Here is a 14,891-nt window from a genome sequence, read left to right on the forward strand (position 1 = left end):
GTGAGTCTAGCCGAGTTCTATTCTCCCGCGCTGACCTGGGCGGGTGCTGGAAGCGTGTCGAGGGCCTGGGCCAGGCCGCCGTCCTGCACGTCTGCCGTCACCTCGCTCGCGGCATCCTTCACTTCCGCGGGGGCCTGACCCATCGCCACGGCCCGTCCGTCGAGAGCACGCGCCCAGCCGAACATACCGATGTCGTTGCGACCGTCGCCGGCGACGAGGATGCGCCCTCCGTCGAGTCCCAGTTCGGTGCGCACCTGCTCCAGCGCGGTCCCCTTGTCGACGCCCTGGGGGGCGATGTCCAACCAGGCCGTCCAACCGATCGCGTACGAGACCTCGTTGAGACCGGCATCCGCGACGAGCCGGTGGAAGTCGTCCTCGTCGTGCCCGGGCGAGACGACCACGATGCGCGACACCGGGAGTCGGCCGAGCTCCTCGAAGTCGACCTGGCGACCGCCGTCGAGCGTCCAGTCGTCGAGCTGCTCGGTGTACAGCCGCTGCCCGGAAGCGAGCTCGACCATGTACCGGGCCTCGGGGAGGCGGTCGCGCAGCAGTCCGAGAACGGGGGTGGGGTCGAACGTCTCAACGCTCCAGCGCTCCCAGTCGTCTCCGTCGCGACGCATCGTGACCGCGCCGTTGGAGCACACGACATAATCCGCGGTGAGGCCGAGTTCTTCGACATAGCGCCGCGTCGCCATCCAGCTGCGCCCGGTCGCGATCGTGACCACATGGCCGGCATCGCGAACCCGCGCGATCGCTTCGGGAACTCCGGGACTCATGGTCTCGTCCTGCAGCAGGATCGTTCCGTCGACGTCAAGACCGACGAGCCAGGATGCCGTCACCGAGCTGCCCGCCCCTCGTCGAGCGGCCGGATCACGTCGAGGCCGCCGAGGTACGGGCGCAGAACCTCGGGCACCCGCACCGAGCCGTCGGCCTGCTGATGCGTCTCGAGCAGCGCGACGATCCAGCGGGTGGTGGCGAGCGTTCCGTTGAGCGTGGCGACGTGCTGCGTCTTCGCCGCGCCTTCCGACGCGTCGACCGCCGGCCGGTAGCGCACGTCAAGGCGGCGGGCCTGGAACGTGGTGCAGTTCGAGGTCGACGTGAGTTCACGGAACGCGCCTTGAGTGGGCACCCACGCTTCGATGTCGTACTTGCGCGCGGCGCTCGACCCGAGGTCTCCCGCGGCGACGTCGATCACGCGATAGGCGAGACCGAGCGAGGTCAGCATCTCCTCCTGCAGCGCGACGAGGCGAAGGTGCTCGGCCTCGGCATCCTCCGCGGTCGTGTAGACGAACATCTCGAGCTTGTTGAACTGGTGCACGCGGATGATGCCACGGGTGTCCTTGCCGTGGGAGCCGGCCTCGCGCCGGTAGCACGTCGACCACCCCGCGTAGCGGAGGGCGCCATCGCCGAGATCGACGATCTCATCCTTGTGGTACCCGGCGAGCGCGACCTCACTGGTGCCGACCAGGTAGAGATCGTCATCCTTGTCGAGGTGATAGACCTCGTCGGCGTGCTCACCGAGGAAGCCGGTCCCCTGCATGATCTCGGGGCGGACGAGGGTCGGCGTGATCAACGGCACGAAGCCGTTCTGCAGTGCCTTGTCGAGCGCGAGGTTCATGAGCGCGATCTCGAGGCGTGCGCCGATGCCACGCAGGAAGTAGAACCGCGCGCCCGAGACCTTCGCGCCGCGCTCCATGTCGATCGCGCCGAGAAGCTCGCCGAGTTCCAGGTGGTCGCGCGGCTCGAAGTCGAAGGCGGGGACGTCTCCGACCCGACGCAGCTCGACGAAGTCAGCCTCGCCGCCGGCCGGCACCCCGTCGATCACGACGTTCTCGATGCGGGCCAGCGCAGCGGATGCCGCCTCGGCCGCGTCGTTCGCCGCGTGCTGGGCCTGCTTGACGCGTTCCGCCAAGTCCTTGGCCTGCGCGACGAGCGCCGCCTTCTCTTCCTTCGGGGCTTTCGCGACCTGCTTGCCGAAAGCGTTCTGCTCCGCGCGCAACTCCTCGAAGGCGGACAGTGCAGCCCTCCGCGATCGATCGGCCTCGAGTGCGACGTCGACCGTGCTCTGGTCGTTTCCACGAGCAGCCTGCGAACGGCGGACGGTCTCCGGTTCTTCGCGGAGGAGTGCGAGGTCGATCATCTTCCAAGTCTACGGTGCGGCAGACACCGCCCTTCGGCCGGACGGATGCGCGCAGTCCGCGAGACGCGGCATCGCGGATTAGAGTAGCGCCATGACCACGCCCGCCCTCGTCCGACGACAGGCGGCACTCGTCTACAACCCGATCAAGGTCGACGGGAAGCACCTCCGTGAAGCCGTGAGGGACCTGTCCCGCGAAGCGGGGTGGGAACACCCGGCCTTCTACCCGACGACGGTGGAGGATGCCGGACAGCAAGCCACTGCACAGGCCCTCGAACGTGGCGTCGACGTCGTCCTGGTGGCGGGCGGCGACGGCACGGTCCGCGCCGTGTCCGAAGCGATCGCGAACACCGGAGTCCCGTTGGCGATCCTGCCCAGCGGCACCGGGAACCTCCTCGCCCGCAACCTCGGACTTCCGCTCGCCGACCCGACGGAGATGATCCGAGCCGCTCTCGGCGACTTCCGGCACGCGATCGACATCGGCTGGGCGCGCCTGACCAGAGCCGACGGTGAGGAGCAGGAACACGCCTTCGTGGTGCTCGCCGGCATGGGTCTGGATGCGGACATGATCGCGAACACCCGCTCGAACCTGAAGAGGTCGGTCGGATGGATCGCGTACGTCGACGGCGCCGCGCGGTCACTGCCCCGCGCGAAGCCCTTCCGTGCGGTCTACCAGGTCGATGACGGCCGCCTGCATTCGCATCGCGCGTACAGCCTGCTCTTCGCGAACTGCGGGACCCTTCCCGCCGGCATCGCTCTGATCCCCGACGGGTCGATCACCGACGCATCCCTCGACATCGCCGTCATCAAACCCACCGGGGTCCTCGGATGGTTCGCCGTCTGGCGCAAGATCTGGTGGGACAACTCGGTGCTGCGGCGCTTCCGTGCCGGGCGTCGCGTGCTCGAACGTCGCGGCAAGAACGCCTCGGTGCACTACTTCCACGGGGCAGCCGCCGAAGCAGCTGTGCCCGGGCCGATCCCGATCGAACTCGACGGGGATGAATTCGGTGAAGCCGTGCGGATCACCTGCTGGGCCGACCCGGGGGCGCTCCTGCTGGCGCTTCCCCCCGGCCACCCGGTGCACATGCTCTGAGAGCGACGGCGACGCTACCGGACCTCGACCGTTCCGTCGAGACCGCCGCCGACCAGCGTCAGCGTGAAGGTGCCGTCGTCCTCGACGGTGTCGTCGCCGAACGCGAGCAAGGTCGCCCGCGGCCCCATGTCCATCGTGCAGACCTGGTCGTCATCGGTGACGAAGGTGGCGGTGCCGGAGGTACCGGAGCCCTCGAGGGACTCCACGACCGGGATGCAGCTCGAGGATCCCCAGGTGAGCAGCACGAGCGCACCGTCGTCGAACCACCCGGCGGTCGGCAGGTACTCGGTCGAGCTTCCGGGCGTTCCTGCGGCAGCGGGGTCGCCGTCGAGGTCGATGTCGTCGGTGAGATCGCCGTAGGTGACGTTCAGGGTGATGTCCTTCGTCGGATCCACGCCTTCGGGCAGGGCGCCGAGGCTCGCCCGCGGAGCGAGATCGGCCGTGCACGGCTTCTCCGCCTCCCCGGCCGGATCCGCGAGGGTCACGGTCACGGTCTGGCCGTCGCCGGTGACCTGGTCCACCTGCGGCACGCATGTCGAGGATCCCCAGGTGACTACCGCGAACATGCGGCCGTCATCGAGCAGGGCGCCCTCCATGTCGTTCTGATCGTCGACGCTTCCGGCGCTCGGAGCCGGTGAGCTCGTCGGGGTGTCCGCACCCGGCCCGGCGGTGCACCCTGCGACGAGGAACGCGGCGGCGACGAGGCCGACGACGGAGGCGAGGGGACGCAGCGCGGAGGTCATGCACACAGGGTATCCCGCGCCGTGACCGCCTGGAAGGCACTCGCGAGCTACTGCAGGGCGGAGGTGAGACGCGCCAGGTTGTCGAGCACGGTGGAGCGCAGCGGCTGCTGCATCCACTCCTCGAGGGTCAGCTCGCGACTGAGCGAGCGGTACTTGTCCTCGACTTCGCGCATCTCGGCGACGAACTCCTCGCCCCGCACCAGCATCGAGACCTCGAGGTTCAGACCGAAGGAGCGCATGTCCATGTTGCTGGACCCGATGACCGCGACCCCGTCGTCGATCGTGAGCGTCTTGGTGTGCAGGATGTACGGCTTGCGATACATCCAGATCCGCACGCCGGCCTTGAGCAGCACCTCGTAGTAGCTGCGCTGGGCGTGGTAGACCATCGCCTGATCGCCCTCCTCCGACACGAAGAGCTCCACGTGGACGCCTCGGTCAACGGCTGCGGTCACCGCCAGCAGAAGCGCTTCGTCGGGGACGAAGTAGGGGCTGACGATCATGATCTTCTTCTTGGCCGCGTACAGCAGCCCGAGGAAGAGCCGGAGGTTGTTCTCGACCTCGAACCCCGGTCCCGACGGCACGACCTGGCAGTCGAGGTCGCCCGAGCCGATGTTCGCATGGGCGATGTCGATCCCCTCGAGGACCGTATCGGTCTCGCTGTACCAGTCGGCCACGAAGATCGCGTTGACACTCAGCACCACGGGACCGTCCAGACGGACCATGAGATCGACCCAGTGCAGACCGCGCTTGATGTTCTTCGGCAGGTTGTAGGTCGAATCCGTGATGTTCTGCGAGCCCAGGAACGCGACGTTGCCGTCGACGACCAGGAGCTTGCGGTGATTGCGCAGGTCAGGACGCTGCATCTTGCCCTTGAACGGCTGCACGGGGAGCATCAGATGCCAGTCGGCGCCCATGGCATCGAGACGGGCGATGGTCTGCTTGTACCGGGGCTTGCCGCGGTTGGCCCAGTGATCGAGGAGGACCCTCACCTCGACGCCACGCGCCGAGACCTCTTCGAGCGCTCGGAAGAAGTTGTCCGTCGACGCATCCGCTTGCAGGATGTAGAACTCGACGTGCACGTACTCCTGAGCGGTGCGGATGGCCTCGGCCATCTCGTCGAGGGACTCCTGATAGTCCGAGATCAGGTGGGCGCCGTTGTCACCCGAGAGCGGCAGCGCGCCGAGCTTCTGATTCATCTGGACGATGGGCCCCAACCACTCGGGGGCGTTCGGACGCAGAGTCCCGAAGTGCAGGTGCTCACTCGTCTGGGCGATGTACTCGTTGATCTGGTCCTGCTTGCGCCGCCGGGCACGCGGGAGCCGAGGGTTTCCGATCAGCAGGAAGAGGAACACGCCGACGAACGGGATGAAGAAGACCGCGAGGAGCCAGGCCATCGCGGCCGTCGGCCGGCGATTGCGCGGGATGACGATGATCGCCGTCACGCGGATGACGATGTCGAGGGCCACGAGGAAGGCGGCTATCCACCAGCCCCAGGTCTCCGCGGTCATCGTGTCCCCTCACACCGTGGTGACGATCACCTCGGACTCACACCGGAGCCGGTGTGCTGGCTTCACAGTAGCGGATGGGTCGGACTCAGACGCGCGGCGGGAGGCCGCGCGCCGCGCGCTCTTCGGCCTCGATCTGCGCGTGGACCTTGCGCTCTTTGCGATCGAAGCGGAGGATGCCGCGGAGCACGAAGACGAACACGATGCTCACTCCGACGGTCGGCAGGAGAGACCATGCCGCGGCGAGCCAGAAGTTGTCCATCACCCCATGGTACGCGAGCCACTCTTCGTGCACATTCCCGCTCTTTCAGGATCCGCGTCCACAGCCCGCCTCTTCCGCCCTGCGTGGCCACGCGTTCCGCGACACTCTCGGCATGACAACAGTTCTTCGTGCCACCGATTCCGCCGCGTTCCTCGCCCTGGTCCCCCCTCTCGCCGGGTTCACACCTCGTCGGAGCATCGTCCTGCTCCCGTTCTGCGGCGCCCGCACGGAAGGAGCCATGCGGCTGGACCTCCCCGACGACGAGACCGATCTCGAGCGCTATGCCCACGCGGCGGTCGGCCTGGCGTCGCGCGTCACCGGCACCGATGCCGTGGCACTCGTGGTCTACACCGACGAGGAGTGCCAGCCCACCCGCGACGGCCTCGTGCTGCCGTACGCCGTGGCCGTCGACGAGGTGCTGGGGTCCGCGGAGGATGCTGGTCTCCGCGTGGTCGACGCGCTCTGTGTGACGCCGTCGGGATGGTCGAGCTATCTCGACCCGGCGCCGCGTCTCCACCCCCACGCGGAGGTGCCCCCTCCCGCAGAGGTGCCATCGGTGGGCGATGTCTCGGGAGATCAGTGGGCCGGAGCGGAGCTCCCCGAGGTCGACCTCGCAGAGAAGGAAAGGGTCGGGCGAGCGATGCAGGAGCTGACGGCACTGCTCGATCAGGAGGAGACGGGACGCAGCGCGCGCGTGACCGGACGCGAGAACCCCCAGCTGATCGCCGCGCTCGTGCTGTTGGAAGACATCCCGGCGCTCTTCGAGTCCGTGCTCGCGACTCCCGACACGCTCCCGCCGTTCGCGACGGCGACGCTGTTGTGGTGTCTCGAGCGCCCGCTCCTACGAGATGTCGCGATCGCCCAGTGGGCCACCGATCTCCTCGGCGGCAAGCGCGCCTACAGCGCACAGATGGCCTTCGCGACCAGCGGCGAGATGGTCCCGGACGAACTGGGGCGGTTGTTCCTGGGGCAGGGGCCCGGCCCGGACCCGGAACGGCTCCGCGTCGCCCTCTCGGCCGTCCGCGCGGCGGCCGCACGGGCACCGCGGGCTTCACGACCCGCACCGCTGACGGCGGCGGCGTGGTTGTCCTGGGCCCTCGGCCGCGCCACGCATGCGGGTCACTACCTCGACCTGGTGCGCGAGATCGATCCCGGCTACTCTCTCGCAGCGTTGCTGGAGACCATGATCGGCAGCGCCCTGTTGCCGGAATGGGCGTTCCGTCGGGGCCCGGCAAAATGAACGCCGGGCCCCGCGGACTACTTCACCAGCGGGAAGAGGATGGTCTCGCGGATCCCCAGGCCGGTGATCGCCATCAGCAGACGGTCGATCCCCATGCCCATCCCCCCGGATGGCGGCATGCCGTGCTCGAGTGCTCGCAGGAACTCCTCGTCGACCGGCATCGCCTCGACGTCACCCCGTGCGGCGAGCTTCGCCTGCTCGACGAAGCGCTCGCGCTGGATCACGGGGTCGACGAGCTCGGAGTATCCGGTCGCCAGCTCGAACCCGCGGATGTACAGGTCCCACTTCTCCACGACGCCGGCGATCGAGCGGTGTTCACGCACGAGAGGCGACGTGTCGACGGGGAAGTCCATCACGAACGTGGGGCGCACCAGGTCGCCCTTCACGAAGTGCTCCCACAGCTCTTCGACGAGCTTGCCGTGGGTGGCCTGAGGCGGAAGGTCGACGCCACTCTGCTCGGCGAAGGCGATGAGGTCTTCGACGGAATCCTGCGGGGTGACCGTGCGGCCCGACGCCTCGGAGAGCGACTCGTACATCGAGATGCGGTCCCACTCGCCGCCGAGGTCGTACTCGGTGCCATCGGCCCAGGTCACGGTCGTCGACCCCGCGACCGCGATCGCCGCCTTCTGCACGAGTTCCTGCGTCAACGCGGCCATCTGGTTGTAGTCGCCATAGGCCTGATAGGCCTCGAGCATCGCGAACTCGGGGCTGTGCGTGGAATCGGCACCCTCATTCCGGAAGTTGCGGTTGATCTCGTAGACACGCTCGATGCCCCCGACGACCGCGCGCTTCAGATACAGCTCCGGCGCGATGCGCAGGTACAGCTCCGTGTCGAAGGCGTTCGAGTGGGTGATGAACGGGCGTGCGGATGCCCCTCCGTGCTGCACCTGCAGCATCGGGGTCTCGACCTCGAGGTAGTCGTGGCTGGTGAAGGTGGCACGCAGGCTCGCGTTCACGGCCGCACGCGCACGGACCGTGGTGCGTGCCTGCTCACGGACGATGAGATCGAGGTAGCGGCTGCGCACGCGCCCTTCCTCGCTGAGCTCGGAGTAGGCGTTGGGGAGAGGCAGGACCGCCTTCGACGCGATCTCCCACCCATCGGCCATGATCGACAGCTCTCCGCGACGGCTGGAGATCACTTCTCCGTGCACGAAGACGTGATCGCCGAGGTCGACGTACTCCTTCCAGTCCGCCAGCGACTCCTCGCCGACGTTCGCGAGCGAGATCATCGCTTGGATGCGTGCGCCGTCACCAGCCTGGAGCGTTGCGAAGCAGAGCTTGCCGGTGTTCCGGCTGAACACGACGCGACCTGCGACGCCGACCACGACGCCGGTCTCGTCACCGGCCTCGAGGTCGCCGTACTCGGCACGCAGGGCAGGGATGGTGTGCGTGATCGGAACGCCCACCGGGAAGGCCCCACCACCCGCATCCGCCCGCTTCTCGATGAGACGCTCGCGCTTGGCGAGTCGCACGGCCTTCTGTTCGTGGACGTCTTCCTCGGCGGGGAGGTCGGTCGAGGCCGGTTCGGGCGCGGCGGACGCGTCAGTCATGTGCGGGGCTCCTTGAAAGTCCTTCCCAGTTTACCGAGGCGGCGCGCCCTCCCTCGGCACGGGCTGGGTAGCCTCGAAGAATGGCCCACACACGGATCCTCCGCGCGTTCGCTGCCCTCTCCCTCGCTCTTGCCGGGATCGCCACGCCGGTCACCGCGGAAGCGGCACCTGTCTCCGCGGCGGACGTGGACGACTTCTCGTATGCCTCCTGGGATGCCGACTACGAGGTCGGCCTGGATGGGGAGGGCCGAGCGCTGATGCGGGTGACCGAGACGCTGGTCGCCCGCTTCCCGGAGACCGATCAGAATCGCGGAATCGTCCGGGGACTGCCGACCTCGTACCAGGGCGCCAGCACCGAGACGCAGATCATCGCGGTCACGGATGAAGACGGTACTGCCGTCCCCTACGAGACCGACGAGGAAGACGGACTCACCTTCGTGAGCATCGGCACCGACGACTACGTGCAGGGCCTCACCACGTACGTGATCGAGTACGAGATGCGCGACGTGGTGCTGGCGACGCATCCGACCGACGGGTCGTCGACGCCCTCGGCGGACGAGTTCTACTGGGACCTGCTCCCCCTCGACAGCACGCAGCCCATCGAACGTTTCCGCGCCGACATCACATTCGACAGCGAGATGTCGGCGGAGCTCACCGGCTCCGCCCGCTGCTACACCGGCGCTTCGGGCTCGAGGGACGAGTGCGACCTCCAGGGCCCGACCACCGATGGTGGGGCCGCGACGTTCCGGGTCGAGTCCGCCCAGCTCCCCGCCGGTCACGGGGTGACCGTGGCACTCGGCTTCGATGCGGACACCGTCGCACAGCCCCTCGCGCGGACGCCGGATCCGGTGGGCGACATCGCCCCGCTGATCGCCGCCGTCGGTGCGGTCGGCGTCTCCGTCGGCAGCTGGGTGGCCGTCGCAGGATTCACGCGCCGACGCCGGAGAGCGACCGGGATCGTCATCGCCCAGTACGACGTGCCGGATTCGCTTCCTCCCTTGCTCGCCGGCGCCATCATCCCCGGCGCGAAAGACGTGATCCCCGCCGAGATCGTCCACCTCGCCGTTCGCGGCAGCCTGCGCATCGAAGAGGGGACGAAGGCGGAGGAGCCTCGGTTGCGGCGTCTGCTGGCGACGCCCAGGTCCGACGAGCTGGACGCGGCCGCGTTCGAGGCGCTCTTCGCAGACGCCGACCCCGATGGTGTCGTCGACCTTCCTGCCGCAGACGAGGCGTTCGCCGCTCGGATGACCGCACTGGAACAGAGCGGGAAGACTGCCGCGGCATCGCGTGGCCTGACCGAGAAGGTCCGCAGTCGCACCGCAGTCACCCTGCAGTGGTGCGCGATCGGCATCGCGACGATCGGCCTGACCCTCGGCATCTGGGCTGCCACGACCGGCCGCCTCTCCGCCATCCCTGGTGTGGTCGTGATCTCCTTCGTCGCGTTCCTCGTCCTGATGTCGAGCCTGTACGCGTTCTCGAAGCACACCGTGCTCACCGCCGAGGGCGCACGCACCTACGAGTACCTGCAAGGCGTGCAGGAGTTCATCCGGGTCGCCGAGGCGGATCGCCTGCGCATGCTCCAGTCCTACAGCGGCGCGGAACGCCGACCGGACGGCACCGCCGACGTCATCCACCTGTACGAACGACTCCTCCCCTACGCGATCCTCTTCGGCATGGAAAACGAATGGGGTGACGTCCTCGAGCACGCCTATGCAAGTGAGCATCGCGGGGCGACCTGGATGGGCGACCCCACATCCTTCGCCGTCCGGATGCAGCTCGGCGCGTTCGTGGCATCGTCCCGCTCCGCCGCGAGCTATACGGCCCCCTCGACGAGCACCTCGTCGAGCGCCGGCGGATCGTTCGGCGGAGGGTTCTCCGGGGGCGGAGGCGGCGGCGGGTTCTCGGGCGGGCGTTGACGTCGGTCGCGCGAGAGTCAGATCAGCGGAGAAGGACCGGAAGCCTCACGAAGGGCGCGCTCGACGGTGGACTGCACCAGCGCCGACAGGTATCCGCCGGGGTTCTCCACACCGATCTCTCGCAGCCGTGCGGTCGACTGCCCGATGATCGACCGGGAGAACTCGGTGGCGGTCGCGATCGCATCCGCATATGCGGGGCGGTCGGCTTCGGCGATGACGATCGGTTCGCATCCCATCTCCACGGCGAGCGCCTGCGCGATGGGCAGCACAGCTGCGGCCGCGGTCACCGCGGCGAAGCCGGCCTGCAGCTGTCGGAGGTCGATCGACGTCCCGGTGAATGTGATCGCCGGGTGCACGGCCAGCGGGATCGCACCGCGTTCGGCGGCAGGGCTCAGGACCTCGATGCCGTGTGCGGGGTCGGTGTGCAACACGAGCTGTCCCACCTGCCAACCGCCTACCTCGGCGATGCCGGCGACCAGCGAGGGCAGCTGGTCCGAGGGGACTGCGATGATCACGAGTTCGGCTCGACGCACGACGTCGAGCGCATCGAGCACCGGCACATCGGGAAGGACCGCAGAGGCACGCTCGTCGTCTGAGCCGCTCGTGATCCCGACCACGGCATGTCCTGCCCCGCCGAGCGCGGCTCCGATGACGGGGCCGACGCGCCCGGCGCCGATGATCCCGACGCCGAGTCGCCCGTCCCGCGGTACCGTCACTGCTCCGGCCGCGGCGGTGCGGCGGGCGGCCCCGTGTACGGAGGCGGAGGCGTCACCGGGGACGGCCCGGCGTACGGGGGTGGAGGCACCGGAGCAGCAGCGGGCGCGGCGGCCGAATTCTCGCTCCATCGATGGCTCGTGTCGCGCGACGCGGCCTCCGCGGCGGCGACCACGACACCGTCGAGCAGCGCCAGGGCATCGGCCCGCTCGAGTCCGGAGAGGTAACCCGTGATCGGACCGGGAACGGTGTGAACCTGTGCCCCCGACACCCGCTGTGCTCGATCGATCGGCCCCTGGCTGAGGGACACGCCCTGCAGGCGCGCGAGCGGGAACACGGCGAGCTTGCGCCACACGATCCCGCGACGAAGCAGCAGCCCGAAATCGGTCACGAGATAGCCGTGCCGCTTCCACGAGAACGGACGCCGCCACCGCGCTCGACGAGGCATCGTCCGGTAGGCATCGCCCTCCCCCGGACCCACGATGCCGTGCTCCCAGAGTTCCGGGATGTTCGCCGCCGGAACGTCCGGCAGAACCAGCCCGAGGACACGCTCGACGTCGGCCCGCTTGCCGACCGGGAGCACCACGTTGAACTGCTGCCCGCTTCCGGAGGACTGCTGCGCGGCGCTCTTGCCGCTCATCCGGTTGATCCGGATCGTCCACCAGCCGAACGGACGCCACAGCAGGGACTGCGACACCTCGACCGCGAAGATGCGTCCGGGCGGAAGCGTCTCGGTCACCGTGGTGAGCAGACCGTAGGTGATGCGCACGCCGTCGGGCGTCGGCGCGATCGAATAGCGCAGCGACTTCGAGATCTGTGCCCAAGTGATACCGACGACAGCGATGACCATCGGCACACCCATGCCGAGGCCCAGGCCGAGCAGCACGATCCCGCCGCCCGTGTCGCCGTCGACGAACATGCCGATCAGCGCGCTGCCGAAAGCGATCGCGAAGATCGCGCCGAAGAACACGAACCAGAGCAGACCCGAGATCAGTTGGGAGCCGACCAGACGGCCCGTCGGGATCTTGACGACGCTCTCGGGGACGACATCGGCGAGGTCCACCCCCGCGAGGAGTCCGTTGACGCCCTCGTTCATCGAGCCGACCAGCTGCGCGCGAGCAGAGGTGGGCGCGTCCGCCGCGGCAGTGGGATCAGGGTTCTGGGCCGCAGCGCGTGCCGCCCTCGCTCCGGAAGCCAGGCGGAGGATGTCCGACCGGACGGACTCCGCGCGAGCCGTTGCGAGATACTCCAGCTCCACGTTCGCGTCGTTGCCCGCGCCGACGACCTCGAGCTTGGCGAGGCCGATGATGCGAGCGGGGAAGGGGCGGGTGAGGTTGACGCCCTGCACCCGATCGAGCGGTGCCCGACGGTGCGAGCGGAAGATGATGCCCTTGCGCACTTCGACGTGGTCACCGGTGATGCGGAACTGCTGGAAGCGCCAGACGAACCAGAAGATCAGTATCAGCACGATCGCGAGACCGAGCACGCTGAGCAGCACGACCAGGATCAGGTTGTTTGCCAGCACCCACTCGACGGGGTCGGCCCCGGCATAGTCACCGTAACGCGCCTCCTCCGGCGCGAACAGGGCCACAGCCCATGCGATGAGGCGATCGCGCATGTTCGCGATCGTGATGCCGGCGACGATGATGAGCACCAGCCCGCCCTTGAAGAGCGGGGTGAGCGGATGCATGCGGTGCCACTCGCCGTTGGCGAGGCTCGTGGACGGCTCCGAGGCCGTCGCCTGCGCACTCGGGGACGGCGGGAGCTGCGGCTCGCTCACAGGCCGGTCCGGCGGGTCTCGGCAACGTGGATGAGCGTGTCGCGAAGTGCCTCCGCGGCCTCCTGGGTGAGCCCGGGGATCTGCACGCCGGTCGTCGCCGCCGCGGTGACCATCTTCAACTGGGCGATACCGAAAGCGCGATCGAGAGGTCCCTGCGTGATGTCCACCAGCTGCATGCGCCCATAGGGAACCGCGATCATGCGCTGCCAGAGGATTCCCTTGCGGAAGACGATGTCATCGGCACGCAGCATGTATCCGATCGCCCTGGCCTGGCGCGGCAGGATGATGAGAGCGAAGACGGTGATCAACAGGATCACGCCGGCGGGGATCCACACCCACTGCTGGTGCAGCACCAGGTTCAGCACGACGGCCGCGACGGCCACAAGGACGATGAAGATCACATTCTGCACGATCTGGGACACGACGTAGCGGGGCGAGATCTGGTGCCAGGTGCCGTCGAGTTCCAGCCGGGCCTCGTTGCGCGCGGTGCGCAGCTTCGAGTAGGTGCCCTGGTCGAGGGCGGCGAGATCAGTGCCCTCCGCCGGGTTGAGGGGCGTGGTCTCTGGGTTCTGAGTCATCAGGATCCTTCGGCAGGGTGCAGAACTGTTCGGCGACGAGAGCGGCGATCACGAGGATGATCGCACTTCCGATCAGGGCCAGCATGGCCACAGTCGACCCTACCTGCGGAACGACGGGACGGGACAGGAGGAACGCCAGCAGGCCGGCCCCGAAGCCGGCCATGATCGCCCCGAGCAGGCTCGAGGCACGGGCGAGCGTCGCCGCACGGAGGGCGCGGAACGGATCGATGCGGATCCCCGACCGCACGCTGCGCCGGACCGGCCAGGCGACCCCCACCGAGGCGGCGGCGATCAGGAGGAGCAGCACGGGCAGCAGCAGCGACGGCGTGAACGTGATGCGGCCCGACACCGTGAGGATGTGATCGAGCAGGAATCCACCGCCGCCGGCGAGCAGCGCGAGGACGACGAGGACGCCGAGGGACGTGCGCCTCATCCCTCGCCCCGTGCTCGAAGCCCGGCGACGAGGTCCGACACCTTTCCCTTGCCGAGCAGTTCGGCCTCGGGGTCGACATCGAGCCACGGATCGAGGACGAACAGCCGCTCACCCGCCCGGGGATGCGGCAGCTGCAGGCGGGGGTCGTCCGACACGAGGTCGCCGTACGCGATCAGGTCGAGATCGAGGGTGCGGTCGCCCCACCGTTCCCGGCGCTCCCTGCCGTTCTCGTCCTCGATGGCGTGGAGCATCCCGAGAAGGATCTCGGGCGCGAGCCGCGTGGTGACCAAAGCGACCGCGTTGACGTAGCCGGGCGCGTCGGGATCCGGACCGTCCAGGCGGAGCGCGACGGTCTCGAACAAGCGCGAGAGCCGGACGTCGCTCACCAACGGCAGCCGGGCGATCCGCTCGGCCGCCGCACGGATGGTCCCCTGACGGTCCCCGAGGTTCGCGCCGAGCGCGACGACCGCCACGGTTTCGGGACGGCCGGCGCGGCGGTCCGGCAGATCGAGCGGGTTCGCGAGGTTGCGGCTCATATCGTGATGTCTTCCATCGCCTCGGGCGCACGGCTGCGGTGCACCGTGACGGCCACATCCGCGAAGCTGAGCGGAATCGGGGCGTGCGGCTTGTGCACGGTGACGGTGACGTTCTGCACGCGCACGTCTCCCAGCGCCACGGCGGCGATCCGTTCGGCGAGCGTCTCGATCAGGTTCACCGGCTCGCCCCCCACCACCGCTGCCACCTTCTCGGCCAGTTCTCCGTAGTGCACGGTGTCGGCCACGTCATCCGACGCCGCCGCCTGGTCCAGCGACATCCGCAGACGCAGATCGATCGAGAACTCCTGCCCGTCCTCCCGCTCGTGCGCATAGACGCCGTGGCGGCCGAAGACGGTCAGGCCGGTGAGGACGATCTCATCGAGGAAATCCATGCCTCTAGCGTA

Annotated in this window: 15 protein-coding genes; 3 read left to right on the forward strand and 12 right to left on the reverse strand. The window is 68.6% G+C overall.

The genetic code is table 11. The annotated features are described in order from the left end of the window. Positions 1-17 precede the first annotated feature (17 nt). On the reverse strand, positions 18-839 hold the full coding sequence (locus L978_RS05840) for an HAD family hydrolase (RefSeq protein WP_047521257.1): 822 nt from the start codon (positions 837-839) through the stop codon (positions 18-20). Then, entirely contained in the window at positions 836-2,140 is a 1,305-nt protein-coding gene (serS, locus tag L978_RS05845; protein WP_047521259.1) for a serine--tRNA ligase, read from the reverse strand. The genes L978_RS05840 and serS overlap by 4 nt, the downstream gene beginning before the upstream one ends. Positions 2,141-2,231: 91 nt before the next feature. On the opposite strand from serS, the gene L978_RS05850 reads away from it, so the two are divergent. After that, positions 2,232-3,230 carry a diacylglycerol/lipid kinase family protein gene (locus L978_RS05850; protein ID WP_047521261.1) on the forward strand — a complete coding sequence of 333 codons (999 nt, stop codon included), beginning with the start codon at positions 2,232-2,234 and terminating at the stop codon, positions 3,228-3,230. A 14-nt stretch (positions 3,231-3,244) separates the two neighbouring features. Here the strand turns inward: L978_RS05850 and L978_RS05855 are convergent, their stop codons facing one another. From L978_RS05855 to L978_RS18885, 3 genes are all read right to left on the reverse strand, one after another. Further along, a complete protein-coding gene (locus L978_RS05855; protein WP_047521263.1) occupies positions 3,245-3,973 on the reverse strand; it encodes a hypothetical protein in 729 nt (242 codons plus the stop codon). A 47-nt stretch (positions 3,974-4,020) separates the two neighbouring features. Further along, entirely contained in the window at positions 4,021-5,481 is a 1,461-nt protein-coding gene (gene cls / locus L978_RS05860) for a cardiolipin synthase (RefSeq protein ID WP_047521265.1), read from the reverse strand. An 85-nt stretch (positions 5,482-5,566) separates the two neighbouring features. Continuing rightward, entirely contained in the window at positions 5,567-5,740 is a 174-nt protein-coding gene (locus tag L978_RS18885; RefSeq protein WP_165875449.1) for a hypothetical protein, read from the reverse strand. A gap of 112 nt (positions 5,741-5,852) precedes the next feature. Here L978_RS18885 and L978_RS05870 point away from each other — a divergent pair, with 112 nt between their 5' ends. Then, a complete protein-coding gene (locus L978_RS05870; RefSeq protein WP_047521270.1) occupies positions 5,853-6,980 on the forward strand; it encodes a DUF4192 family protein in 1,128 nt (375 codons plus the stop codon). A gap of 17 nt (positions 6,981-6,997) precedes the next feature. Here the strand turns inward: L978_RS05870 and lysS are convergent, their stop codons facing one another. Next, complete coding sequence (lysS, locus tag L978_RS05875) at positions 6,998-8,530, reverse strand: lysine--tRNA ligase (RefSeq protein WP_047521272.1); 1,533 nt, start codon at positions 8,528-8,530, stop codon at positions 6,998-7,000. A gap of 80 nt (positions 8,531-8,610) precedes the next feature. Between lysS and L978_RS05880 the strand changes: the two genes are divergently transcribed. Then, complete coding sequence (locus L978_RS05880) at positions 8,611-10,446, forward strand: DUF2207 domain-containing protein (RefSeq protein ID WP_047521273.1); 1,836 nt, start codon at positions 8,611-8,613, stop codon at positions 10,444-10,446. A gap of 17 nt (positions 10,447-10,463) precedes the next feature. Here the strand turns inward: L978_RS05880 and L978_RS05885 are convergent, their stop codons facing one another. From L978_RS05885 to folB, 6 genes are read right to left on the reverse strand one after another with little or no spacing between them, the layout of a single operon-like run. Beyond that, positions 10,464-11,162: a DUF2520 domain-containing protein gene (locus tag L978_RS05885; RefSeq protein ID WP_047521275.1), complete on the reverse strand. Its 699-nt coding sequence runs from the start codon at positions 11,160-11,162 to the stop codon at positions 10,464-10,466. After that, positions 11,159-12,940, reverse strand: coding sequence for a PH domain-containing protein (locus tag L978_RS05890; RefSeq protein WP_047521277.1), 1,782 nt, complete (start codon positions 12,938-12,940; stop codon positions 11,159-11,161). Before L978_RS05890 ends, L978_RS05885 begins: the two co-directional genes overlap by 4 nt. Beyond that, the gene (locus L978_RS05895; protein WP_047521280.1) at positions 12,937-13,518 is read right to left on the reverse strand and encodes a PH domain-containing protein; all 582 of its coding nucleotides are present in this window, start codon (positions 13,516-13,518) and stop codon (positions 12,937-12,939) included. The genes L978_RS05890 and L978_RS05895 overlap by 4 nt, the downstream gene beginning before the upstream one ends. Then, on the reverse strand, positions 13,469-13,951 hold the full coding sequence (locus L978_RS05900) for a DUF3180 domain-containing protein (RefSeq protein WP_047521281.1): 483 nt from the start codon (positions 13,949-13,951) through the stop codon (positions 13,469-13,471). Before L978_RS05900 ends, L978_RS05895 begins: the two co-directional genes overlap by 50 nt. Continuing rightward, positions 13,948-14,487: a 2-amino-4-hydroxy-6-hydroxymethyldihydropteridine diphosphokinase gene (gene folK / locus L978_RS05905; protein ID WP_047521283.1), complete on the reverse strand. Its 540-nt coding sequence runs from the start codon at positions 14,485-14,487 to the stop codon at positions 13,948-13,950. Before folK ends, L978_RS05900 begins: the two co-directional genes overlap by 4 nt. After that, positions 14,484-14,879 (reverse strand): dihydroneopterin aldolase, encoded by a 396-nt coding sequence (gene folB, locus L978_RS05910; RefSeq protein WP_047521285.1) that lies wholly within the window; start codon positions 14,877-14,879, stop codon positions 14,484-14,486. Before folB ends, folK begins: the two co-directional genes overlap by 4 nt. Between the last annotated feature and the right edge of the window lie 12 nt (positions 14,880-14,891).

The organism is Microbacterium sp. ZOR0019, assembly GCF_000800925.1.
GTDB lineage: Bacteria > Actinomycetota > Actinomycetes > Actinomycetales > Microbacteriaceae > Microbacterium > Microbacterium aurugineum.